Origin of the sequence: Rhizobium sp. Root274, assembly GCF_001429245.1 — a bacterium.
Classification (GTDB): Bacteria; Pseudomonadota; Alphaproteobacteria; order Rhizobiales; family Rhizobiaceae; genus Allorhizobium.
This window is the reverse complement of the sequence record NZ_LMJE01000001.1, coordinates 1,717,481-1,739,817: the sequence shown is the minus strand read 5'-3', so window position 1 is coordinate 1,739,817 and position 22,337 is coordinate 1,717,481. Positions and strand designations below refer to the sequence as shown.

The following is a 22,337-nucleotide window of genomic DNA, read 5'->3' as shown; positions in this document are numbered from 1 at the left end:
TCAGTGTCACTGTGTGGGGATCACGTGGATCCACTCCCATGGCCGGCCCGGCGTTTAATGTCTACGGGGGCAACACAATCTGTATCGAGGTTCGCTGCGGGAGTGACGTGCTTCTCTTCGACGCCGGGACCGGGATAATTCCAGCGGGCGTGGACCTTCTGTCCCGAGCCGTGAAGACTGTCAGCCTCTTTCTCACACACAGTCATTACGATCATATTCAAGGTCTCCCCTTTTTTGCCCCTCTGCATAAGCCAGATACAACAGTTGCCATCGCTTCAGCCCATCTGGAGGGAGTGATGACGACGTACGACGTCATCAAAGGTGTGATGCGTCCGCCATATTTTCCGGTCGGGCCGGAAATCTTCAAGGCAGCGGTGGATTACCGCGACTTCCTGCCGGGCGATGTGCTCGAACCCGGAGCCGGAATTACCGTGCGAACCGGTCGTCTGCAGCATCCTGGTGGATCGACCGGCTACAGGATCGAATATGCCGGTCGGGTCGTGGCGATCGTCACAGACACGGAACACACACCTGGTGAGCTGGACGAGAAGGTCCTCAAGCTGATCGAGGGTGCAGACCTTTTCCTTTACGACAGTGCCTTTTGCGACGAAGAAATGGCTAAATACCAGGGTTTTGGCCATTCCTCGTGGCAGCACGCAATCCGGCTGGCCGAAGCGGCCAAGGTCAAGGCTATCGGCTTGATGCATCATTCCCCTTTTCACACCGATCAGGATCTCGAGCGGATAGCAAGGCTTGCTGCGGAGCGTTTTTCAGAAGCGCAGGTGGTTAAAGACGGGCAAGTCTTCGGCGTCTGAGGCAAGCCCTATCGTAGACATTGGGCGCAGAACGATGAACTGCCCCTTCCCTCCATAAGGTACTTTTCGTGAATCCGAAGCCGCATGGGCGTCCGTTCCTGACTGAAAAAGCGGCAATGCGGCTGAGGATCGTGACCGGCCTGATCATGTTCACGTTCGTGACCATGCATTTCCTTAACCACGCCTTGTTGCTGATCTCCGAGGACCTCGCGGAAAAGGCATTGGATTCATTCAGAACCATCTGGCGAAATCCCATCAGCGCAATTTTTCTCTATGGATCTTTCACCCTCCATTTCCTGCTCGCACTTCGAACGCTCTACCTCCGTCGGCTGATAGGACTGCGCCGGGCAACCGTCGTACAGGTCGTTTTCGGCTTGTCTCTGCCGCTTCTGATTGCCCAGCACGTTATCTGGGCGCGTCTCCCTGTCGTTTTTGGCGGAGCGGATACCGACTATATCGGCGTCATCAGAGCCATGTGGCAGAATGGCCTGCTCGGGCTGAAAATGACGGCTGCTGTTATTATGGCCTGGGTGCACGGATGCCTAGGTCTCTACGCCACATTTAGCTATCGGGACTGGTTTCCGCGCTACGCCCAGATCCTGTTTGCGATGGCCATCATTGTCCCGACACTCGCCTTGGGTGGCGTTCTTGTCACGGGACAAAGGCTTCCACCTGCAAATACTGTTGGCATTGAGGAACTGGCGCGTCCTCCGAGCGAATTCCATGGCACCTGGCTTGCGGCCACGCCGGATGGCGACATCTCCGCCATCGAACGGCAGTTTTATATCGTCTTGGCTGGCGCGGCCGGAGTGGTCCTGCTGCTGCGCACCGTCCGCTATTTTCGCCATCGAGAGTCTCATATCCTGATCACCTATTCCCATGGTGCCCTCGTGCATGTGCCGCGAGGAACCAGCGTCCTTGAGGCGAGCAGGGTTGGACACATCGATCACTACTCGGTCTGCGGCGGCAAAGGCCGTTGCTCCACATGCCGCGTCAGGGTTCTGGAAAGCCAGGGCCCGTTACCTGCGCCGAACGCTCTCGAAATCGCCACACTGGCGCGAATCAAGGCCTCGCCGGATACCCGGCTGAGCTGCCAACTGCGACCGAATTTCGATCTGCATGTAGCGTTGCAACTTGAGCCGCCGGAGGGGGGTGACCAGTTCTCCAGCCGAACCAACCTCGAAGTCGGCCGCGAGAAGGACGTCCTGGTGATGTTCGCAGATCTCCGCAATTTTACCAGCATCGCCGAAGGGCGCCTGCCTTACGACATCGTTTTCCTGCTCAATTCCTATTTTGCGATCCTTGTGCCCGCAATCGAGGCCGCCGGCGGGCGGGTCGACAAATATATTGGGGATGGGGTCATGGCCATCTTCGAGATCGACCAGAACGGCCCAAGGGATGCGTGCCGGCGGGCAATGGGTGCTGCGGCCAATATCATCGCAGAGACGCAGAAGCTCAACAGCCAACTGGTGCAGGAATTTGGCATCGATCTGGAGGTCGCAATTGGCATCCATTACGGCCCCGCAATCCTCGGCATGGTCGGCTACGGCAAGGTCGCTTCGCTTACGGCGATCGGCGACACGGTCAATGTGGCGAGCCGGCTTGAGACCGCCGCCAAGCAATTCAACGTCGCCCTTGCGGTGTCGGAGGCTGTGATGCTGTTGGCAGAACTTCCCCGGGAAGGTGTGACGACCCGGCGTTTGCCCTTGAGGGGGCGGCGTCTGGAGATGACAGTGCTTCTGTTCTCCCCGGAACAGGCGCAGCGCTATCTTTGAAAGTGCCGTTGCGTGGTGTTGTTGGCGGAACGGTCACTTGCGAGGCGCCCCCGAACCTCAAGGAGTATCTGTACGCTTGTCGAGGCACGCGCGAATGAAACGGGCCGTTTCTGCCGCTCCATCAAGCGCGATCGGCAGATTCTGGGGAACCACAAGTCCCCTGGTCGCAAGGATGGCTTCTGCCATGGCCTTTCCGGTGAGCCCCTCTTCCGATACGATACGTGCGAGACCGAGGGCCTGCAGCTTCTCGGCCCGTACGCACTGCTCGGTCTCGCCGCCGGCGGCAAAAGGCACCAGCAAGGCGCGGCAGCGAGCGACGAGCAGGTCGCAAACCGTGTTATATCCCGCCTGCGAAATCGACAGACTGGCCGCTGGCAGAAGGCTCGGAAAGTCTGGACGGAAGCGGAAGAGGGACACGTTTTCTCCCGCGCATGCTTCAAAACGATCGTAGTCGGCCTGGGGAAGGTTTGGCCCGGTGATGACGCACCAGGAGGATCCGTCATCAAGCAGGGTACGGGCCTCAAGTGCTGCACCGATGAGCAGTGAGCCCACGGCGCCACCGCCTGCCGATATGACGGTGTCGAACCGGTCAGGAGAGGGTTCCGGCGCGGGGGGGGCCACGAGACCGGTATAGTGCACCCGATCGGCAATTTCCGGCGTCAGAGCGAAGGTCTCTTCCAGCCGCACGAATTCTGGCGCGCCGTGCACGAGGACACCATCGAAGTGTGCCCTGATCAGATCGACCGTCTCGCGGTCACGGCCCGCCTTGCGGTTTTCCTGCAGGATGTCCCTGATGGAGCTGAACAGCAGCGGACGCGGTTTAGCCGCCTCGATCGCCTGGATCAGGGGCAGAAGTTCGAACCGGACCTGCCGACGCCCGAATGGAAACGCTTCCAGGATGACCACATCCGGGCGCGTAGCATGAAAGGCGTCCAGCAATCTGGCTGTCCGTGCTTGTTCGAACGCGGCATCCACTGGGTTACCATCGAGATCGGAGAGCGCCGAAAAACCGTTGTTGGAAGCAACAACGGCAGGCAATTGCACATGCCCGATGCCCGCTCCCGGAAAACCTGCGACGGGTGCACCGCCGGTCACCAACGTGACGTCAAAGCCGGCCTGTACAAGAGCGCGGGATATGCGGCTGGCACGGGCAAGGTGACCTATGCCCAGCAGGTGCTGCACATAGAAGAAAACCTTTCCGGCCGATCCTCTGTCGGCGTCCTGCGCTTCAGTCATTCGCCGTCCCTCCGCGCCCAGGATGCTCTAAACAATCGGCTGAGATCTCGGATACTGTCATGATAGTCGAAATCGCGCCGCACCCGCTCCTCTGCCGCAGCTCCCAGCCGGTGGCGTAGCGCTGGATCGGTGATCGCCCTCTGGAACGACGCCGACAGAGCCTCGGCATCGTCGGGGCCCACAAGCAGGGCATTCTCATCGTCACGAAAAAGCTCTGAAATACCCGACACGGAGGTCGACACCGCCATCAGGCGTTGGCTTGCCGCCTCCACCAGCACATTCGGCAGACCATCTCGGTCACCATCCGCCGTGATGCGGCAGGCTAGTGTGAAGAGATCCGCCTGCCTGTATTGCGTCAGCACGTCGCGCTGATCCATCGACCCCATCCAGACAATCCTGTCGGCGATGTGAAGTTCTTCCGCGAGTGATTTTAAGCCGGGCAGTTCCTCGCCGCCGCCGATATGGGTGAAGCGCCAATTCAGCTCGGAGGGCAGCTTGGCAAGCGCTTTGAGGACAGTGTCGTATCCTTTCTTCTTCACCGCGCGTCCCACGCTGAGGATGCGGACAGGATCAGCCGGGTCTTTGCCGTCACGCAGTGATCGCTCACCGTCGAAATGCGGGAAACGCTCGAGATCGAGCCCGTGGTAGCTCAGGTTCACGTTCCCGCGTCCACCGGCGAGGCTGTTGAGCTTGTCGTAGCCTACCGCCGTGCAGGTCACCGCCCAGTCCGCCCGCTCTAGTTTCTCCGCGAGGTCCCAATCCTTCGAGGTCCAGATATCCTTGGCGTGAGCCGAGACCGTCCAGGGAATGCCGCTGATCTGGCTGGCATAGCTCGCCACGGAAGCAGGCGTGTGGATGAAGTGGACGTGAAGCCACTGCGCATCCTGCGGCCACTCGGCCACGAGGACTGCAGCTTGGCCGAAGCGACGGACACGATTGCGCGACACGTCGCGCTTGAGGTCCTGCCAGAATTGCTTCAATGCCGGGCGAAATCCAGGCAGTTTGCGGATCTTCCAGATTGCCTTGAGGACCCGAACTGGCTCCTCGTGCAGATATTCCGGTAGATAGTCGACGCTCGCGCGGATCTCGTCATGAACCGGATGGCGCTTCTTGTCGGTCGGCCTGCGCATCGCAACAAGGGTAAGCCCAAACCCTGCTTTCTCAAGTCCGAGAAGTTCCTGGGCGATGAAGGTCTCCGAAAGACGCGGATACCCCTTGAGAAGCACCAGGATTTTTCTGTTCGCGATCATCGATCAACCCTGCGCGGACAGAAGCGACAGGTTCTTCTTGTCGGTCAAATGCTGGTCCACGATCTTGGAGATCGTCGGCAAACCTTCGAGATGCAAAGCCGCTGGGCTTGCGGACGGAGGATCGCGCAGCAGCAGTTCCTTCAGCGCATTGGCGAATCGCTGGCTGTCTGCCGCCTCTTGGGGTGGCAGCATGCTGACGAGGCCGAGCTCCGCCGCCCGCCGCGCCCGGATCAACTGCTCCAGGCGTGGCTGGGTGCGAGGCACAATCAGGGCCGGCTTATCGAAGGACAGGATTTCGCAATAGGTATTGTAGCCGCCCATCGCGACGACTGCGCGCGCGCCGGCTATCCTGTCTTCCATCCGATTGTCGAACTCGATGATCTCAATGCGCGGATCGCCCGCGGCATGATCCATGAACTGCTGACGCTGCTCGTTGGGCATATAGGGCCCGAGCACGATCATCGCTTTGATCGTCAGCGTCGGATCCGCCTTGTAAGCGGCAATCACGTCTCGAACCAGGTCAGAGCCGTCTCCACCGCCACCCGTGGTCACAATCAGATATTCGCCAGCCTCCGACGAACGCGTGACAGATGCCTTGCGTTGCAGAAAGCCGACAAAATTCATTTTCTCGCGTACACTGTCGGGCACGTCGAGCCCGGTCAGCGGATCATAGAAGTCCGGCGGACCATAGACCCAGATATCGTCATAGAGCATGCCGATCTTGTGCATGGTGTCATTGCGCTTCCACTCGACGTCGAGCAGATGCGGTGCGTCCATGACCTCGCGGAGACCAAGCACGAGCGTGGTGCCGCGTCCTTTAAGGAAGTGAAGGGTATCCTCCACCTCGCCGCGCAAGCCCAGCGGTTCCTTGTCGATGATGAAGATGTCGGGCTCGAACGTCTCCGCCGTATTGCGGATGATCGACCGGCGCATGGCGATCGTTTCCGCCACGTTGATGTGCTGATCCATCGACGTGTATTCGCCATTGCGCAGCTTGATGACGCTCGGAATTTTGACGAAGTCGACGCGAGCCCGGTATTCGAAGGCACCTGCAATCGTCGCGCCGGAGATGATCAGAACCTGCAGGCTGCTGTAATCCTCAACCAGAGAATGCGCGATCGTCCGGCATCGGCGTAGGTGTCCCAGGCCGAACGTATCGTGGCTGTACATAAGGATGCGAGCTTTACGCGAACGTCCCGTCGTCATCAGATAACCTCACTGCGAAATCGCGGACGTCTTTCGGCGCTGTCGTGCCTCATCCAGGGTGTATTTGGGTCAATTATATGGATCGGCGGCATCTCTCAGGCCATCTCCCAGAAAGTTGAAAGCCAGGATGACAACGATGACCGGGATTACCGGGAAAAGCAGCCACGGGTAAAGGGCAACAACGTTCACAGTTCGTGCTTCCGTCAGCAAAACCCCCCAGCTCGTGATCGGTGGCCTGAGACCGAGACCGAGAAAGCTGAGAGTGGTTTCGCCGAGGATCATCCCTGGAATGGTTAGTGTCGCGCTGGCAATCAGATGCGACATGAAGCCGGGAACCAGGTGGCGGGCGATGATGCGCGGGCTTTTTGCCCCCATCAGCTGGGCTGCCAGAACATAGTCTTCTTCGCGCAGGGCGAGCAATTTGGAGCGGACGGCGCGGGCAAGGCCCGTCCAGTCGAGCAGCCCGAGAATGAAGGTTATTCCAAGATAGACAACAAGCGGGGACCAGTCCGCCGGCATGATCGCCGCCATGGCAAGCCAGAGCGGAATGCTGGGGATCGACTGCAGAACTTCCGTCACGCGTTGGACTGCGAGATCGAACCAACCTCCCCAATAACCCGCCAATCCACCGATCACGATGCCGAGAGCAAAACTCGTCATAACCCCGAGCAGGCCGATGGTCAGCGAGATCCGGGCGCCATAGAGAATCCGGGACAGGACGTCCCGCCCAAGCCGGTCCGTTCCGAGCAGGAAGAACTCACCCTTCTCCGCCGGGCAGACGAGATGCACATTGCCCTCGATCATGCCCCAGAAGCGATAGCTGTCTCCGCGGCAGAAGAAGCGGATTTTCTGCACGTCCGTGACGTCGTCGGTATAGATTCGTCGTAGCGTGTTCATGTCCAATGTCATGTCCCGTCCGTAGACGAAGGGTCCGACAAAGGCTCCGTCGTGAAAGAAGTGGACCTCCTGCGGAGGTGCATAGATGTTGTCCACGTTTCGGGTATGGACATTGTAGGGCGCCAGGAACTCCACGATCACGATCATCAGATAGGCGGAGAGCAGCAGGATGCCTGAAATCAGGGCGAGCTTGTGTCTGCGGAAGCGCCACCAAGTCAGTCTGAGCTGCGAGGCATGTCCGCTCGCCTGATCGTTGTCGACCTCTACGAGATAGGGGTCGAAAGGGGCGCTGGAGACGAAATGCTGCGCCACATTGTCCGATGCTGTCCGATCACTCATTTGGTTCGTCCCCCCTGGAGGCGGATGCGCGGATCGAGGATCGCCAGCGCGATGTCCGACACGAGGACACCAATCACGGTCAGGATGGCGAGGAACATCAGGAAGGAGCCGGCGAGATACATGTCCTGATTCTGCAGGGCGCGGATCAGCATCGGCCCTGTGGTCTCCAGTGACAATACGACAGCGGTGATTTCGGCCCCCGAAATGATCGAAGGCAGGATGGAGCCGATATCGGAAATGAAGAAGTTCAGCGACATGCGGAACGGATATTTCATCAGCGTGCGAAACGGATGAAGGCCTTTGGCCCGGGCCGTCATGACATATTGTTTGTGCAGTTCATCCATGAGGTTCGCTCGAACCCGGCGAACCATGCCGGCGGTGCCGGCCGTGCTGATGATCAGCACCGGGATCCAGAGATGCTCAAGGATCGACTTGAACTTCGCAAGGCTCATCGGTTCGTTGATGTAGCTCGGATCCATCAGATGGCCGATGGAGGTGCCGAACCAGATATTGGCGAAATACATCATCACCAGGGCCAGGATGAAGTTGGGCACCGCAATGCCCAGCAGGCCTAAAAGCGTGAAGCCGTAGTCGCCCCAACTGTATTTATGCGTCGCGGAATAGATCCCGATGGGAAAAGCGATCAGCCAGGTCAGGGTAATGGTGACGGTCGAGACAAGAACTGTCAGCCACACGCGATCACCGACCACATCGGCGACGGGCATGCGATATTCGAAAGAATACCCGAAGTCGCCCATGGCAAATTTGGTCACCCAGTCGATGTATCGGAGCGGCGCAGGTTTGTCGAAGCCGTAGCGCGCCTTGAGATCTTCGATCTCCTCCATATCGGCCTTTTCGCCGATGGCGCGCATCTCTTCGATATGGCTTTCGAAAAAGTCCCCGGGTGGTAGCTCGATGATCGTAAAGACGAGGATCGAGATCATGATCAGGGTCGGCACCATCATGGCGATGCGCCAAAGAATATAGCGCAACATCAGGTGTCTCCTTCGAACCAGAAGGTGTCCGGCATGTAGACGCCCAGATAGGAGGTGGGGTCGAAGCCGAAAAGAGCTTGTTCTGGCACATTCCGCAATCGGCGGTTCTTCGCCACCGGCTGCAGAACAGAATTCACGATTCCGATCGTGAAGACCTGCTGCGTGAAAAGCTCGAGCATTTCGTGCCAGATCGCAGTTCGGCCTTCGAGTGTGTCGGCCAAACGCCAGCGGTGGAAAAGCTCAAGCAACATCCGTGCTTCATCGGTTTCCGGCGGGCGTCCGTCGCCGCCGCCGGAAAGCTCGTGCAAGCCCCAGAGCGGCCATTGGATCTGGTCATTCGAGGTGGGCGCCAATTCGCGCGGCGACATGTCGGCCGTTGGCACGCCGTTGTCCAGTCCCCACCAGAGCGCCATGACCGTCTCGCCGTTGACGATCCGTTGGCGGAAGAGTTCACGATGCGCGACATGGGTGAAGATGCGAAAGCCGATGCGCCAGAAGTAGTCCGTGACGAGCTCGAGCACGTCTGTCTCATAACTCGTTTCGGCCGTGGTTTCGATGATCAGGTTGCACAAACGACCGTCGGGCAGCAGGCGCTGTCCCCGTGGGCTTTCCCGCTTCAAACCTACCTCGTCGAGCAGAGCGTTCGCCTGGTCCGGGTCAAATGCCGCCCAAGCATCCCGGTAACGTGTCTTGTACAAAGGACTATCGGGCAGAACCGCATTTGCACTTGGTTGGCCGAGACCAAAGAAGACAGCTTTGTTGATCTCGTCGCGGTTGATCGCGAGCGACAAGGCGCGGCGAACCCGCACGTCGCGGAAAACGTTGCGCCAGACCAGATCGGTGCAATTGAGATTGGGGATGAGCGCGGTCCGCGAGCCCTGGGTGCGCTTCCACAGGTCAACCTTGATGACCCCGCGCTCCTCCGCACCCTTGAGGAAGGTGTAATCGGAGAAATCGATATTGTTCAGCTGCAGATCGCTTTCCCCTGCGGCGGTCTTGGCTGAGATCAAGTCGCCGGAACCGACACTGAGTGTGACTATGTCGGCATAGGGCAACTGCTGCCCATTCTGGTCGACGCGGTGAAAATACGGGTTGCGTTCGAAAACGAAATAGCCGGAAGGGGGCGAAGTGGTGTTGCGCCAGGGATCAAGCGTGGGCAGATCCGGATTTTCCGGTCGTGCCGAACGCGACATCTTCTGATGCAGCGCGACCCAGTCTTCCACACCTTGCTGCGCGATCAGCTCGGCAAGCTTCTCGGGCGTCTGGTAGCTGGGATGAAACTGCTTCAGATAGGCAGAGGGCTGCATCAGGCGGGTCGCGACGGGAGATGCGAGTTCTGCGAGAAAATCCGGGTTTGGATCCTCCCAGCTGTAGCGCACGGTGACCGGGTCGAGCACCTCGAATACCGGCTCCTTATCCGCGACACGCAGCACGTTCGGCATGCCGCCCTTATGGAGCTCCTTGTTGTGGAACATGTCGTCCCAGACATAACGGAAATCCTCGGCCGTGAAGGGGCTGCCATCCGACCAACGATGGCCAGGGCGAAGATGCAGCGTGAAGATCCGGTCGCGCTCCACGCCGAAATCTCTGAGGATGTCGGGCTGGAAGTTGAAGTTCCGGTCGAAGCCAATCAGGCGACAATAGCTGTAGATCGGCATGTAACGGATGTCGCGCTGATTGCCGACCAGAATACGGATCTTGCCGCCCGTGCGTCCGGGCGCAAGGCCTGGTCCTTCCAGAGAAATGACGCGGGGGACCTGCGGCAGGCGCTCGCGCATCGGCGGCAGCGTACCCGCACGCACGGCTTCGCGCAGTGCTTCGGGTTCATCATCGATCGCGGCTGCGAAAACCGGACGGGCGAGCGTCGAGGCCGCCATCAAAGCGAGGATCGAGCGACGGGTAATCATGCCTTGAGCTCCCGTGCATCGGCGGTGCTGCGCGCAAGGACAAAATGTTCGCCCCCAAGGTCTATGTGTGTGAGCACATCCGGGTCACCCTCATCCAGAAACTGTTTGCCCCAGGCTCCCTTTGCGGAAATGGATGTCTCGCCTGCGCGCTCGAAGTCGATTGGCCTATCGAGATCCGGAGAGGGCACGGCTGCAATCAGCTTGCGTGTATAGGGATGGATGGGATTGCGCATGATGATGTCGCAAGGGGCAATCTCGACGATCCGGCCTGCATACATCACGGCCACCCGGTCGGCCATGTAGTTCACGACTGCCAGATTGTGCGAGATGAAGATGTAGGTAAGCCCCAGTTCAGCGCGGAGATCCTTCAGGAGATTGAGAACCTGCGCCTGCACGGACACGTCGAGTGCGGAGACTGGTTCGTCACAGATAAGCAGATCTGGGCCAAGCGCAAGTGCCCGCGCAATTCCGATACGCTGCCTTTGCCCACCGGAGAAGCTGTGCGGATAACGCCCCAGCGCCGACGTCGGCAATCCGACAGATTCCACGAGCCGTTTTGACAGAGCGACCCGTTCACGGGAATCGCCATAGCCGTGGATCTCCAGAGGCTCCCCGATAATGCTGCGCACCGTCATGCGCGGAGACAGCGACGAGACGGGGTCCTGAAAGACCATCTGAATGGAGGATCGCAGATCCTGCAAGGCTTTGCCGTCGGCTTTGAGAATGTCGACAGGCCCGTCGGCGCTTTCAAATATCGCCTGCCCATGGTCCGGGGTCACGCCCCGCATGAGGATTTTGCTGAGCGTGGTCTTGCCACACCCACTTTCGCCGACCAGGCCCAGCGTTTCGCCACGCCGGACATCGAACGATACGTCATGCACCGCACGGGTCGGCTTGGGCAACTTGCTGAAAAAGCCGTTCGAGCCCTTGGGCTGGTAAGTCTTGGTGACGTTGCGCACGGAGAGCAGGATATCGGACTTGCCCGCGGCGGGACGGGTTCGCGCGCCCAAAAGCCCGCCTGCGTTGACCTCGATCTCGCGCAAGGGCTTCAGTCGCTCGTCACGCGCCATGTCGAAATCGGGCACTGCCGCCATCAGCCCGCGCGTATAAGCATGCTGCGGATTGCGAAAAATCTGCTCGACGCTGCCCGATTCCATCACCTGGCCCCGATACATCACCACGACCTCGTCAGCCATGGACGCAACCACGCCGAGGTCATGGGTAATGAGCAGGACCGCCATGCCGAGCTTCGATTGCAGCTCCTTGAGCAGCTTGAGGATCTGCGCCTGGATCGTCACGTCCAGTGCCGTGGTTGGTTCGTCGGCAATCAGAAGTGCCGGTCGGCCGATCAGCGCCATGGCGATCATGGCGCGCTGGCGCATCCCCCCGGAGAGCTCGAAAGGATACATGTCGAAGATCCTGGCGGGATCCTGGAAACCCACCATCGCCAGCATCTCTTCAGAGCGCTCGCGGCGCTCACGAGCCGAGAGCATCGAGTGGATCCGCAGCACCTCTTCGATCTGATTGCCGATGGTGTGCAGCGGCGAAAACGAGGTCATCGGCTCCTGGAAGATCATGCCGATTCGATCACCGCGGATCTGTCGAATGCGGCGTCTATCGCGTGGCAGGCTGATCAGGTCGACCGGACCGTTGCCCTGAGGATCGTTGAACACGGCCTTTCCGGAGATCCGCGCATAATCGGATTCGATCCCCATGATCGCCCGGCCCAGCGCCGATTTACCCGATCCCGATTCTCCGACAAGAGCGGTAACGCGACCAGGTGCCACGCGCATGGAAAGCGAGCGAACGGCCTCGACGCTGCCGTTAATCAAGGGAAAGGAAACACTGAGCGTCTCCACGGAAAGCAAGTCAGTGCCGACGACCATGAACCAATTACGCCCCCGGGGATGCCAAAACCGTCCAAGCTTACGATCTTCTTCTGGGCTCGTTCTTGGACAAATCTACCGTATCGACCTCACCGCAGACTGTCCATCGCGAAGATGTGGCCATCAGCAGGCTTTGGAGGACTTGCGAGTGCATGGCTTTTGCCGATAGAAATCGGGCACTTGCCAAAGCGGGAGACAGGATTTGACCGACACCGACAATCCGCGCGCCCGCGCCCGCGAAATCATCGCGCAGTCCATTGAACAGGCACGCGCCGGTGATCCCGATGGCGCTCGGCAAGCGCTGGATGCCCTGGCCGCTGATACTGAACTGGTATCTCAAGCGGAACTGGGCCCTCCGACCGTATTGGGACTGCCCCGCAAGTTGCACTCTGCCTATCTGAAACTTGCCAAGCTTTCAGGCGACCGGTTGCGGGTCACCGGGCTTCAATTCACCCTGGTGCCTGATCCCGGCACGATGGAAGCTGTCGGCACCTATACCGGCGAGCAGCGCCGCCTCATTGCCCGTCTTGCTGCCGCGCCGGTGCCGCGCATACTGCACCAGGTGTGGATCGGCGATCTCCCACAGCCGCCGGCAGTCGCTGCATGGCGTGCCCATTGCGCAGCGCATGGCATGGAATATCGTCTCTGGGACACGATGGCGCTTCAGCGGGAAGGTTTTCATGACCACCCAAGCTACGCAGACATGCTGGCGCGCGAGGATTATCCCGGAGCAGCTGATGTTGCGCGATATCTGGTCCTTGAGCGCTTCGGCGGGATTTACATGGATGCCGACTGGTATCCGGCCCGGGACGATGCGGGTTTTGAAGACTTCATAGCATTGGTCGGTTTCACGGCGCTGGCGGCCGAGATACCACGACTGACCAGCGCGGGTGGTCTGCTTCTTGCCAATGCCTTCATAGCGACACCGGCGGCACACCCCGTGATCCAGCGCATCATCGAGGCCATGCCCGGGATCATGGAAGCTTTGCCGGGTGCGCCGGCCTGGTGGTCGACCGGCCCCCTCATCTTCACCTATGCCAGCCGCGGCGCAGGAGTGACACTGGCCACTGCAGACATGATGGCCGCCGTCTTACCAAGGCGCGCACCCTTCTCCGACGTTCAGATGGCGCGCGAGACCGCGATGAGAACCGATCGCGGTTTCATCATCGACTGGAAGTCCTGGTAGGACTCAAACCTCGGGCGAGACCCATTCGCATGCGGGATGCGACGCTGTAATTGCCAGCAAAGCCTCTAGGAACGACCATGCCGCGGCGTCGTGCACCAGATGATGGGTGAGTATGCCGATCATCGGAGGCGCATCGGCACGCCCAACCCAACCCGCCAGTTCGGCAAAAAGCGTATCCGCCGGTCGCCCGCCGCCAGATCCGTGCCAGTCCATGATGTCGACATGTGTGTTGACGAGCGGGATCGGCGACGAGGATTGCTCCTTCCCGAAAACCGACAGCAGCTTGAGCCCGAGTGCGGGCAGTTCCGGTAGTAGGGCAGGTGCGATGCGGTTCCACGGCGGCACCAGCATGGGAATAAAACGCGCAGCATGAATTGCAGCGAGCTTGTCGAAGCCTTGCTTCAATTCCGCGAGAACAACGGGCGCCGCTCTGTGCAGACCGATTTCCTGCTTTTTCTCCGCAGCGGGAGCATGATTATGATGCGACCAGCCATGCAGTGCCACACGCGCATGAGGTGCTTTGTCCAGGCGCCGAACCAGCGGTTCCCCGGTGTCTTTCGGAATGACGGCCAGGGTCACCGGCACCATGTACTCATGCGTCAATTCCAGCAGCCGATCGAGCGCTTCGGTGGGATCGACAGAATCGTCGTCGCGCAGCCAGAGCCGGACTTTGTGACCCTGCGCCCCGACAGTGTCCATTGCATTTCTGAGGAGAGCTTCGCTCACAGTGGATACTCCAAAGCCGCCAGGAGAAGAGGGGCGATCTGCGCCGCAATGACGGGCTGCGAGCGCTCCGTCAGAACGAAGTTCCGCGCCCTCTGGCCGAGAGACCTCCTCAGATCAAAATCTTGCAACAGCCTGTCGATCGCTCCAGCCAGGGCGTCAGCGTCGCCGGCGGGCGTCAGGATCCCGGTGCGCCCGTCGACGACGACTTCCGGCACGCCGGCGGTTTCATGAGCGATCACTGGCAGACCGGCTGCCTGGGCCTCGAGATACGCCAAACCATAGGCCTCCCCGTAACCTGGCCAGACGAAGACACTGGCACGGGCCAACTGCTCCGTGACACCCTCGCGCGGCAACTCGCCGATCCATTCGATGCGCTCCTGAGGCAGCAAGGCAAACAATTGCCTCACCTTGTCGCGCTCCGGGCCGTCGCCGATCACGGCCAGCCGCCACGCATCCGAGCGAACCCTCCGCAGGGCCTCTGCAAGTGCTGCATAACTCTGCATCTTGTCGCCGGCGCGCATCATTGCAACGGTAACCAGCCGTCCGGCCTCGGGCGCGGTCTTAATATTGGCAAAGGGCTCGGCATCGATGAACGGCGCGATCCGGGCAAGCCTGGCTTCCGGTGCCGCTGCCGTAAGACCGGCTTCGTCGCGCGCGGTGAGACAGATGTTCAACGCTGCGCGTTCCACCAGCGATTTCAGGGCCTCTTGATGCCCAGCCCAAAATCCGATGTTCCGGCGGGCGGAATAGGAAGCCTCTGCCGTCACATAGGGAAGCGAAAACCGTCGGGCAATGACCGGGCCGATCAGGTCAGGCGCCTTATAGTAGGGGTGGTAGCAGAACCACAGATCGGGCGGGCCGTCAGCCTCCCAAGCCCGCGTGAGCCGATCGATCTCCGCGTTTGCAGCACCCTCTAGGTCAGGCAAGACAGTATCGGGGGTCGCATGAAAGCTGCGCAGTCGCGAGGCGATCTCGAGGGAATGCCCGGCTTCTCTCAGAATACGCACGAACTGACGGGCCATCAGCCGGTCGCCGGAAGGCACGGGATGATCGGGCGATTTCAGCGGTGCATAGAACGCGATCTTCATGTTCGCTTTAGACCCTGCCGCCTTTTGTGAGACAAGAGGGAGGCACTCACATTTACGCGGGGTGGATTAACCGCAAAGGACCCCGCCCTTGACAGACACGTCCTGCGCACGCAACTGACAGGGTCAATTGCATCTCTCGGAGCCTGTGCATCATGCCATCCTCTTCCGCAGCGATCGGCCTTGGTGCCGCCATTCAAGCCCGTACAGCAAAAGCCGGAGTGATCGGCCTCGGTTACGTCGGCTTGCCCTTGGCCATGAGCATCGCCCGCGCCGGCTTTACGGTCGTCGGCTTCGATATCGATCCGTCAAAGATCACGGCCGTCGAGGCTGGCGAAAGCTATATTGAGGCAGTGCCGAGCGAAGTCCTGCAGGCCGAAACCTCCGCCGGCCGGTTCACCGCGACCTGTGACTTCTTGAGGCTTGCCGAATGCGAGGTCATCGCGATCTGTGTCCCAACGCCGCTGACGCGCCATCGGGATCCGGATCTGTCTTTTGTCGAGCGAACCTGTCGCAAGATTGCCGAGACACTGCGGCCCGGCCAATTGGTCGTCCTGGAATCGACCACCTGGCCGGGAACCACCAATGAGGTGATGAAGCCAATCCTGGAAGCCACCGGCCTTACGTCGGGAACTGATTTCTTCCTCGGTTTCTCACCTGAACGCGAGGACCCGGGCAACCGCGACTTCTCGACATCGACCATACCGAAGGTCGTTGCCGGCGACGGGCCGGACGCCAGCGCCCTGATGGAGGCCTTTTATAGCGCAGTCGTGAAAACCGTCGTGCCGGTTTCAACAACGGCAACCGCCGAGGCGGTGAAGCTCACGGAGAACATCTTCCGGGCCGTCAACATCGCGCTCGTCAACGAATTGAAGCTTGTCTACGACGCCATGGGCATTGATGTCTGGGAAGTTATAGATGCGGCCAAGACCAAGCCGTTTGGCTACATGCCCTTTTATCCCGGCCCCGGCCTTGGCGGTCACTGCATTCCCATTGATCCGTTTTATTTGACCTGGAAGTCTCGTGAGTTCGACCGACCGACGCGCTTTATCGAGCTTGCCGGCGAAATCAACACCGCCATGCCCCATTACGTCGTCGACAAGGTTGCCGAAACTCTCGATCGCCATGCCGGCAAGGCCTTGAGCCGCTCGCGTGTTCTGGTGATGGGACTGGCTTACAAGAAAAACGTGCCTGACATCCGTGAAAGTCCATCCCTGAGATTGATGGAGCTTCTCGTTGAGCGTGGCGCCGACGTCGCCTATCACGATCCCTATGTTTCGGAAGTGCCGCGAACCCGCGAATATGCCGATCTCATGGGGCGCAGAAGTGTGGCCTTGGATGAGGGCACCATTGGCAGCTTTGATATTGTCCTCGTTTCTACCGATCATGACGACGTTGATTATGCGGCAATCGCCGCCTGGGCGCCGCTGATCGTGGATACGCGTAATGTATTTGCCCGGCGCAACATCGCCGCCGGCAACATCTTCAAGGCCTGACCCATGAGCCGTCTCGACAGTTTCATCAATCGCATGACCGCCCAGCGCGATATGCTGAACCTCATTCGCGACCGGGTCGATCTGCCGGACGGTCCCATTTTGGAGATCGGGCTCGGCAATGGTCGCACCTTCAGCCATCTGCGCGAAAATTTTCCCGGCCGCCGAATCGTCGTCTTCGACCGCCAGCTTCTCGCCCACAAGAGCTCCATCCCGCCGTCGGAAGATCTCGTACTGGGCGAGATCGCGGAGACGGGGAAGGCCTATATCGGTATCGGCGCAGCTTTCGTTCATGCGGATATCGGCACCGGCGATCCGGAAAAGGATGCCGTGACACTCACATGGCTCCCCGCGATGGTGGAGAGCATGCTCGCCCCAGGAGCATATGCGTTGAGCGGACTGCCGCTTGAGAGGCAGGGGCTCGAGCGTCTTCCGGTCGCCGAGCACATCGATCCCGAGCGCTACTATTTTTACCGCAGGGCGTAACGATGCGGGAGGACGTCAGGCCGCAATACGCGCTCGCCGTCATTTCCGACGCCCATTTCCACGAGATCGAAGGTGACTACGGGATCGCCGGCATCGAGGCCGGCAATCGCCGACTGACCCTGCAAACCTGGGCGCACAGCCGCGAATCAACCCGCGTCTACAATGAAAGTGCGCCTGCACTGACGGCGGCGCTGGATGAGGTGGCGGCGCGAGGGGTCCGCCACGTCGTCCTGCTGGGGGACTATACCGATGACGGCCAGCGAGAGACCACCCATCGTCTCGCACAGCGGCTCAGCGATTACGAATCGCGCTTCGGCACACGCTTCTACGCGCTGCCCGGCAATCACGACCTTTTCGGTCCATCCGGTCGGCACCAGTCGCGCTACTTTCTCCGGCCCGATGGATCCTCCATTCGCGTCACCAGTGACGACCGGGATCCGCCTGCCGATAGCGTTGTCTCGGCGGCTATGTTCTGCGAGGGGTATCCGGACGGACTCGTGCCGATGGGGCGGCACGGTTATTTCCGGCGGCCCGATGACCTCTTCTGGGAAACACCGTTCGGAGCAGATGATCGACCTGAGAGGCGAACCTATGAGGTTGCCTCCGAGGACGGGCTCAACCGCTACCGCCTCATGGATGCTTCCTATCTGGTGGAGCCCGAACCGGGCCTATGGCTCCTCATGCTGGACGCGAACGTCTTCGAGCCGCGCAACGGCACCTTCCATCCAGGCTCCAAACGCGCCTTCATCGATAGCACTGCCGCCGGTTGGAATGCGGTCTTGCGGTTGAAGCCCTTCCTGCTGGATTGGATCAGGGATGTCACCAAGCGGGCAAAGGCGAGTGGCAAGACGCTCCTGGCGTTCTCCCATTACCCTGCCATCGATCCCCTTGAAGATCAGGAAGGCTTCGAACAGACCCTGTTTCCGTCCAGTCCCGTGAATGTGCGCCGACCGCGAACCGATGTAGCCGAGGCGCTGATGGCTGCGGGTCTTTCTCTTCATTTCAGCGGCCACTGGCATGTCGATGGTATCAGCGAGCACCGGATTGGCGGCGACATGCTGACCAACATAGCGGTGCCGTCGCTTGTAGCCTTTCCCCCGGCGTTCAAGCTGGTCACGGCCGAAGCAGGGCGCGTAACGGTCACGTCCGTCGATCTTTCTCAACTGCCGCTCGATCAGGACATCTTGGACCTGTATCGGCTCGAGGTGCGGGCGAACGGCCTGTCATGCGACGAGGCGCTCTCGGCCTCCGAATATGGATCTTTCCTGCGCCACCATTTGCGTGCGCTGGTGGTACATCGCTATTTTCCCAGAGAGTGGCCCAAGGATGTGGTGGATACCATTTCGTCCATGTCGCTTGCCGACCTCTGCAGCGATCCACGCACTGCGACGCCGAGCAAGGAAAAGGCAATTCCGGATGCGTGGCGGGATCTTCCGGTCATCGACCTCATTGCCGACTGGTACTGCCTGCGTCAGGCAGGCACGTTGGGAAAACGGCTCATAGGGCCACAGGCGTTGGATCGTATGAGAGCAATCGCCACCGGCTTCGTGGACACGCAAGACGGGGCCGAAAGAGAAGCGATCGCTGCTTATTTGAAGATTTTTTTCCGATCGATGCTTTTCTATGTCGAACGGGCTGAGCGGCTCAGTGAATCTAATCGCTTCGAGCTCTGAATTGCAGACATTAAGCTCCCGAATAATCCTTACAGAACCCGGCCCGGCAACTGTCTAAACGTCATGAGCCGGCGCATCTCTGCGCCGGCTCCGATCTTGGCCACCTTGCGGCGATGCGGCACGCCCATCTAGTGGTGTGCGGTCTCTGCCGCCGGCTGTAGGTTCGATACCGGCTCATGCTGCACCAGGGGGCGGTTGCCCGCCAACCTTCTCAGTAGCACATAGAAGACGGGGGTCATGAAGATGCCGAAGAATGTGACGCCGATCATGCCCGAGAATACGGCCAGACCCATCGCTGCGCGCATTTCCGATCCGGCGCCGGTCGACAGCACCAACGGGACAACCCCCATGATGAACGCCATCGACGTCATCAGGATCGGGCGCAGGCGCAGTCGACTTGCTTCGATGGCCGCCTGAACCGGGTTTCGCCCCTCGAACTCCAACTCTCGCGCAAATTCGACGATCAGGATGGCATTCTTTGCTGACAATCCGACAAGGACAACGAGACCGATCTGCGTGAAGATGTTGTTGTCCCCACCCGTCCACCAGACCCCGGCGAGTGCTGCCAACACGCCCATTGGTACGATCATGATGATGGCGATCGGCAACGTCAGGCTCTCATACTGTGCGGCCAGCACGAGATAGACGAGCAGCAGCGCGAGCGGGAATACGACGATGCTCGAATTGCCCGCCAGAATCTGCTGATAGGTCAGATCCGTCCATTCGTAGGAGATCCCCGTCGGCAGTGTTTCGGACGCAATGCGATCGATCGCCGCCTGCGCCTGGCCCGATGAGAACCCGGGTGCGGGGCCGCCATTGATGTCGGCAGCAAGGAAGCCGTTATAGCGCGTCGTCCGCTCCGGCCCTGTCGTTCCGTCCACCTTCAGCAGAGCGGAGAGCGGGATCATCTCGCCGGTCCGCGAACGGACCTGCAACTGGCCAATGTCTTCGGGCTTGGCACGGAAGGCGGAATCCGCCTGCACGCGCACGCTGTAGGTCCGCCCGAACGAGTTGAAGTCGTTCACATAGAGTGAGCCCAGATAGATCTGCAACGTTTCGAAGACATCGGTGACGCTGACGCCCAGCTGCTGTGCCCGAGACCTGTCGAGATCCGCATAGAGCTGCGGAACGTTGACCTGGAAGCTCGAAAACAGGCCAGCCAGTTCAGGTGTCTGATATGCCTTGCCGAGGAATGCCTTGGTCGCCTCATCGAGTGCGCCATAACCGAGGCCGGCACGGTCTTCCAACTGAAGCTTGAAGCCGCCGGTGGATCCCAGACCGTTCACAGGTGGTGGTGGGAACATGGCGATGAACGCATCCTGGATGCCCGCAAACTTCTGATTCAGCTGCATGGCAATGGCACCGCCGGAAAGCTCCGGCGTCGTCCGCTCCTCGAAATCGTCCAGCACGGCAAAGACGATGCCAGAGTTGGAGCCGATGGTGAAGCCATTGATCGACAGCCCCGGGAAGGCGATAGCATGGGCAACACCGGGTTGCTCCATCGCAATCGCGCTCATCCGCTTGATCACGGATTCGGTACGGTCGAGCGTTGCGCCATCCGGCAATTGGGCAAAGCCGATCAGATACTGCTTGTCCTGTGCCGGCACGAAGCCGCCGGGCACCGTGTTAAAGACCGCATAAGTCGCGCCGACGAGCATCAGGTACACGCCCATCACCAGTGACTTGCGCGACACGAGCCCACCGACGCTTCGCCCATAGCCGCGCGATGCGGCACCGAAGAAACGATTGAAACCACGAAAAAACCAGCCGAACAGGCCGTCCATGAGACGCGTCAGCCAATCCTTCGGGGTATCATGACCTTTCAGCAGCAGCGCTGCGAGAGCCGGTGAAAGTGTCAGTGAATTGATCGCCGAGATGACGGTCGAGATCGCAATCGTCAGAGCGAACTGCCGGTAGAACTGGCCGGACAATCCGCTGATGAAGGCGAGCGGCACGAAGACCGCGACGAGCACCAGAGCAATCGCGATAATCGGTCCGGAGACCTCCCGCATCGCCTGATAGGTCGCCTCCCGCGGGCTCAGCCCCTTTTCGATGTTCCGTTCGACGTTTTCGACAACGACGATTGCATCATCGACGACGATGCCGATCGCGAGAACGAGGCCGAATAGGGTGAGCGCATTGATGGAAAAGCCGAAGGCGTACATGACCCCGAAGGTGCCGATAATCGAAACCGGCACGGCAAGCAGCGGAATTATCGATGCGCGCCAGGTCTGCAGGAAGATGATCACCACGAGCACGACCAGTGCGATTGCTTCAAGCAAGGTATCGACCACCTTGTCGATCGAGGCGCGCACGAACTTCGTCGTGTCATAGACGATTTCGTATTTCACGCCTTCCGGCATGGCCAGTTGCAACTGATCCATGGTGGTATGGACATTGTCGGCGATTTCAATTGCGTTTGACCCCGGCGCCTGAAGCACGGCGATGGCAACGGCCGGCTGGCCGTCGAGAAGCGAGCGAAGTGTATAATCTGCCGCGCCCATCTCGATACGCGCGACATCCCGAAGACGCGTAATTTCTCCCTGGTCTCCGGTCTTCACGATGATGTTGCCAAATTCCTCAGGCGTGCGAAGCCGGCCTTGCGCATTGACGTTCAACTGCAGGCTGACATCGCCAGGCGTCGGCGAGGCACCGATGATACCGGCGGCGGCCTGCACGTTCTGTTCGCGGATGGCATTGGTGATGTCACTCGCGGCAAGTGCATGTTGGGCTGCCTTTTGCGGGTCGATCCACACGCGCATGGCATAGTCGCCCGCACCGAAGACCTGAACCTGACCCACGCCTTCAATTCGGGTCAGCCGATCCTTGATATTGAGCGTCGCATAATTGCGCAGATAGGTCACATCATAGCGATCGGTGGTCGAGACCAGATTCACCACCATGATGAAGTCCGGTGAACTCTTGACGGTCGTGACCCCGATGGCACGCACTTCCGCTGGCAGGCGTGGCTCTGCTTGGGAGACACGGTTCTGCACCAGCTGCTGCGCCTTGTCCGGGTCCGTGCCCAGCTTGAACGTTACCGTCAGCGTCAGCACGCCGTCGGAGGTCGCCTGACTGTTCATATAGAGCATGTCTTCGATGCCGTTGATCTGCTCCTCGAGGGGCGTTGCAACGGTCTCTGAGATTACCACGGGATTGGCGCCGGGATAGACGGCGCGCACCACGATCGATGGCGGCACCACCTCGGGATATTCGGAAATCGGCAGGGCGCGCATACCGATGAGGCCGGCAACGACGATCAGGATCGACAACACTCCGGCGAACACCGGACGGTCGACAAAAAAGCGGGAAATATTCATGTCGGCATCCTCTCCGGGATGAAAAACAGGACGAGCGGCTCCTGCGGCGGGTGAAGGCCCAC

The 22,337-nt window shown here is 60.0% G+C and carries 16 protein-coding genes; 6 read left to right on the top strand and 10 right to left on the bottom strand.

The window, feature by feature from the left end:
- Positions 1-38: 38 nt before the first annotated feature.
- Positions 39-815: an MBL fold metallo-hydrolase gene (locus ASE36_RS08610; protein ID WP_244474685.1), complete on the top strand. Its 777-nt coding sequence runs from the start codon at positions 39-41 to the stop codon at positions 813-815.
- A gap of 116 nt (positions 816-931) precedes the next feature.
- A complete protein-coding gene (locus ASE36_RS08605; RefSeq protein ID WP_062277755.1) occupies positions 932-2,590 on the top strand; it encodes an adenylate/guanylate cyclase domain-containing protein in 1,659 nt (552 codons plus the stop codon).
- Between the two features lie 57 nt (positions 2,591-2,647).
- Here the strand turns inward: ASE36_RS08605 and ASE36_RS08600 are convergent, their stop codons facing one another.
- The 7 genes from ASE36_RS08600 to ASE36_RS08570 all read right to left on the bottom strand — a co-directional run bounded on the left by ASE36_RS08600 (position 2,648) and on the right by ASE36_RS08570 (position 12,306).
- Positions 2,648-3,826, bottom strand: coding sequence for a glycosyltransferase family protein (locus ASE36_RS08600; protein WP_062277753.1), 1,179 nt, complete (start codon positions 3,824-3,826; stop codon positions 2,648-2,650).
- Positions 3,823-5,076, bottom strand: coding sequence for a glycosyltransferase (locus ASE36_RS08595; protein ID WP_062277750.1), 1,254 nt, complete (start codon positions 5,074-5,076; stop codon positions 3,823-3,825). The genes ASE36_RS08600 and ASE36_RS08595 overlap by 4 nt, the downstream gene beginning before the upstream one ends.
- Before the next feature lie 3 nt (positions 5,077-5,079).
- Complete coding sequence (locus ASE36_RS08590; RefSeq protein WP_062277748.1) at positions 5,080-6,282, bottom strand: glycosyltransferase family protein; 1,203 nt, start codon at positions 6,280-6,282, stop codon at positions 5,080-5,082.
- A gap of 69 nt (positions 6,283-6,351) precedes the next feature.
- Positions 6,352-7,518, bottom strand: coding sequence for an ABC transporter permease (locus ASE36_RS08585; RefSeq protein ID WP_062277745.1), 1,167 nt, complete (start codon positions 7,516-7,518; stop codon positions 6,352-6,354).
- Positions 7,515-8,513 carry an ABC transporter permease gene (locus ASE36_RS08580; protein WP_062277742.1) on the bottom strand — a complete coding sequence of 333 codons (999 nt, stop codon included), beginning with the start codon at positions 8,511-8,513 and terminating at the stop codon, positions 7,515-7,517. Before ASE36_RS08580 ends, ASE36_RS08585 begins: the two co-directional genes overlap by 4 nt.
- Positions 8,513-10,420 carry an ABC transporter substrate-binding protein gene (locus ASE36_RS08575; protein WP_062277739.1) on the bottom strand — a complete coding sequence of 636 codons (1,908 nt, stop codon included), beginning with the start codon at positions 10,418-10,420 and terminating at the stop codon, positions 8,513-8,515. The genes ASE36_RS08580 and ASE36_RS08575 overlap by 1 nt, the downstream gene beginning before the upstream one ends.
- Positions 10,417-12,306: a dipeptide ABC transporter ATP-binding protein gene (locus tag ASE36_RS08570; protein ID WP_062277737.1), complete on the bottom strand. Its 1,890-nt coding sequence runs from the start codon at positions 12,304-12,306 to the stop codon at positions 10,417-10,419. The genes ASE36_RS08575 and ASE36_RS08570 overlap by 4 nt, the downstream gene beginning before the upstream one ends.
- A gap of 202 nt (positions 12,307-12,508) precedes the next feature.
- On the opposite strand from ASE36_RS08570, the gene ASE36_RS08565 reads away from it, so the two are divergent.
- A complete protein-coding gene (locus ASE36_RS08565; RefSeq protein WP_244474684.1) occupies positions 12,509-13,492 on the top strand; it encodes a glycosyltransferase family 32 protein in 984 nt (327 codons plus the stop codon).
- A gap of 3 nt (positions 13,493-13,495) precedes the next feature.
- Here ASE36_RS08565 and ASE36_RS08560 read toward each other — a convergent pair whose 3' ends face one another.
- Together ASE36_RS08560 and ASE36_RS08555 are read right to left on the bottom strand one after the other, a co-directional pair.
- Positions 13,496-14,218: a polysaccharide deacetylase family protein gene (locus ASE36_RS08560; protein WP_062277734.1), complete on the bottom strand. Its 723-nt coding sequence runs from the start codon at positions 14,216-14,218 to the stop codon at positions 13,496-13,498.
- Positions 14,215-15,306, bottom strand: a complete 1,092-nt coding sequence (locus ASE36_RS08555) for a glycosyltransferase family 4 protein (RefSeq protein ID WP_062277731.1) — start codon at positions 15,304-15,306, stop codon at positions 14,215-14,217. The genes ASE36_RS08560 and ASE36_RS08555 overlap by 4 nt, the downstream gene beginning before the upstream one ends.
- A 152-nt stretch (positions 15,307-15,458) precedes the next feature.
- Between ASE36_RS08555 and ASE36_RS08550 the strand changes: the two genes are divergently transcribed.
- From ASE36_RS08550 to ASE36_RS08540, 3 genes are read left to right on the top strand one after another with little or no spacing between them, the layout of a single operon-like run.
- A complete protein-coding gene (locus ASE36_RS08550) occupies positions 15,459-16,799 on the top strand; it encodes a nucleotide sugar dehydrogenase (RefSeq protein WP_062277726.1) in 1,341 nt (446 codons plus the stop codon).
- A 3-nt stretch (positions 16,800-16,802) separates the two neighbouring features.
- Positions 16,803-17,282, top strand: a complete 480-nt coding sequence (locus ASE36_RS08545) for a class I SAM-dependent methyltransferase (RefSeq protein ID WP_062277723.1) — start codon at positions 16,803-16,805, stop codon at positions 17,280-17,282.
- Positions 17,283-17,284: 2 nt separating this feature from the next.
- Positions 17,285-18,955: a metallophosphoesterase family protein gene (locus tag ASE36_RS08540; protein WP_062277720.1), complete on the top strand. Its 1,671-nt coding sequence runs from the start codon at positions 17,285-17,287 to the stop codon at positions 18,953-18,955.
- 128 nt (positions 18,956-19,083) lie between these two features.
- Here ASE36_RS08540 and ASE36_RS08535 read toward each other — a convergent pair whose 3' ends face one another.
- Positions 19,084-22,275, bottom strand: a complete 3,192-nt coding sequence (locus ASE36_RS08535) for an efflux RND transporter permease subunit (RefSeq protein ID WP_062277717.1) — start codon at positions 22,273-22,275, stop codon at positions 19,084-19,086.
- Positions 22,276-22,337: the final 62 nt, after the last annotated feature.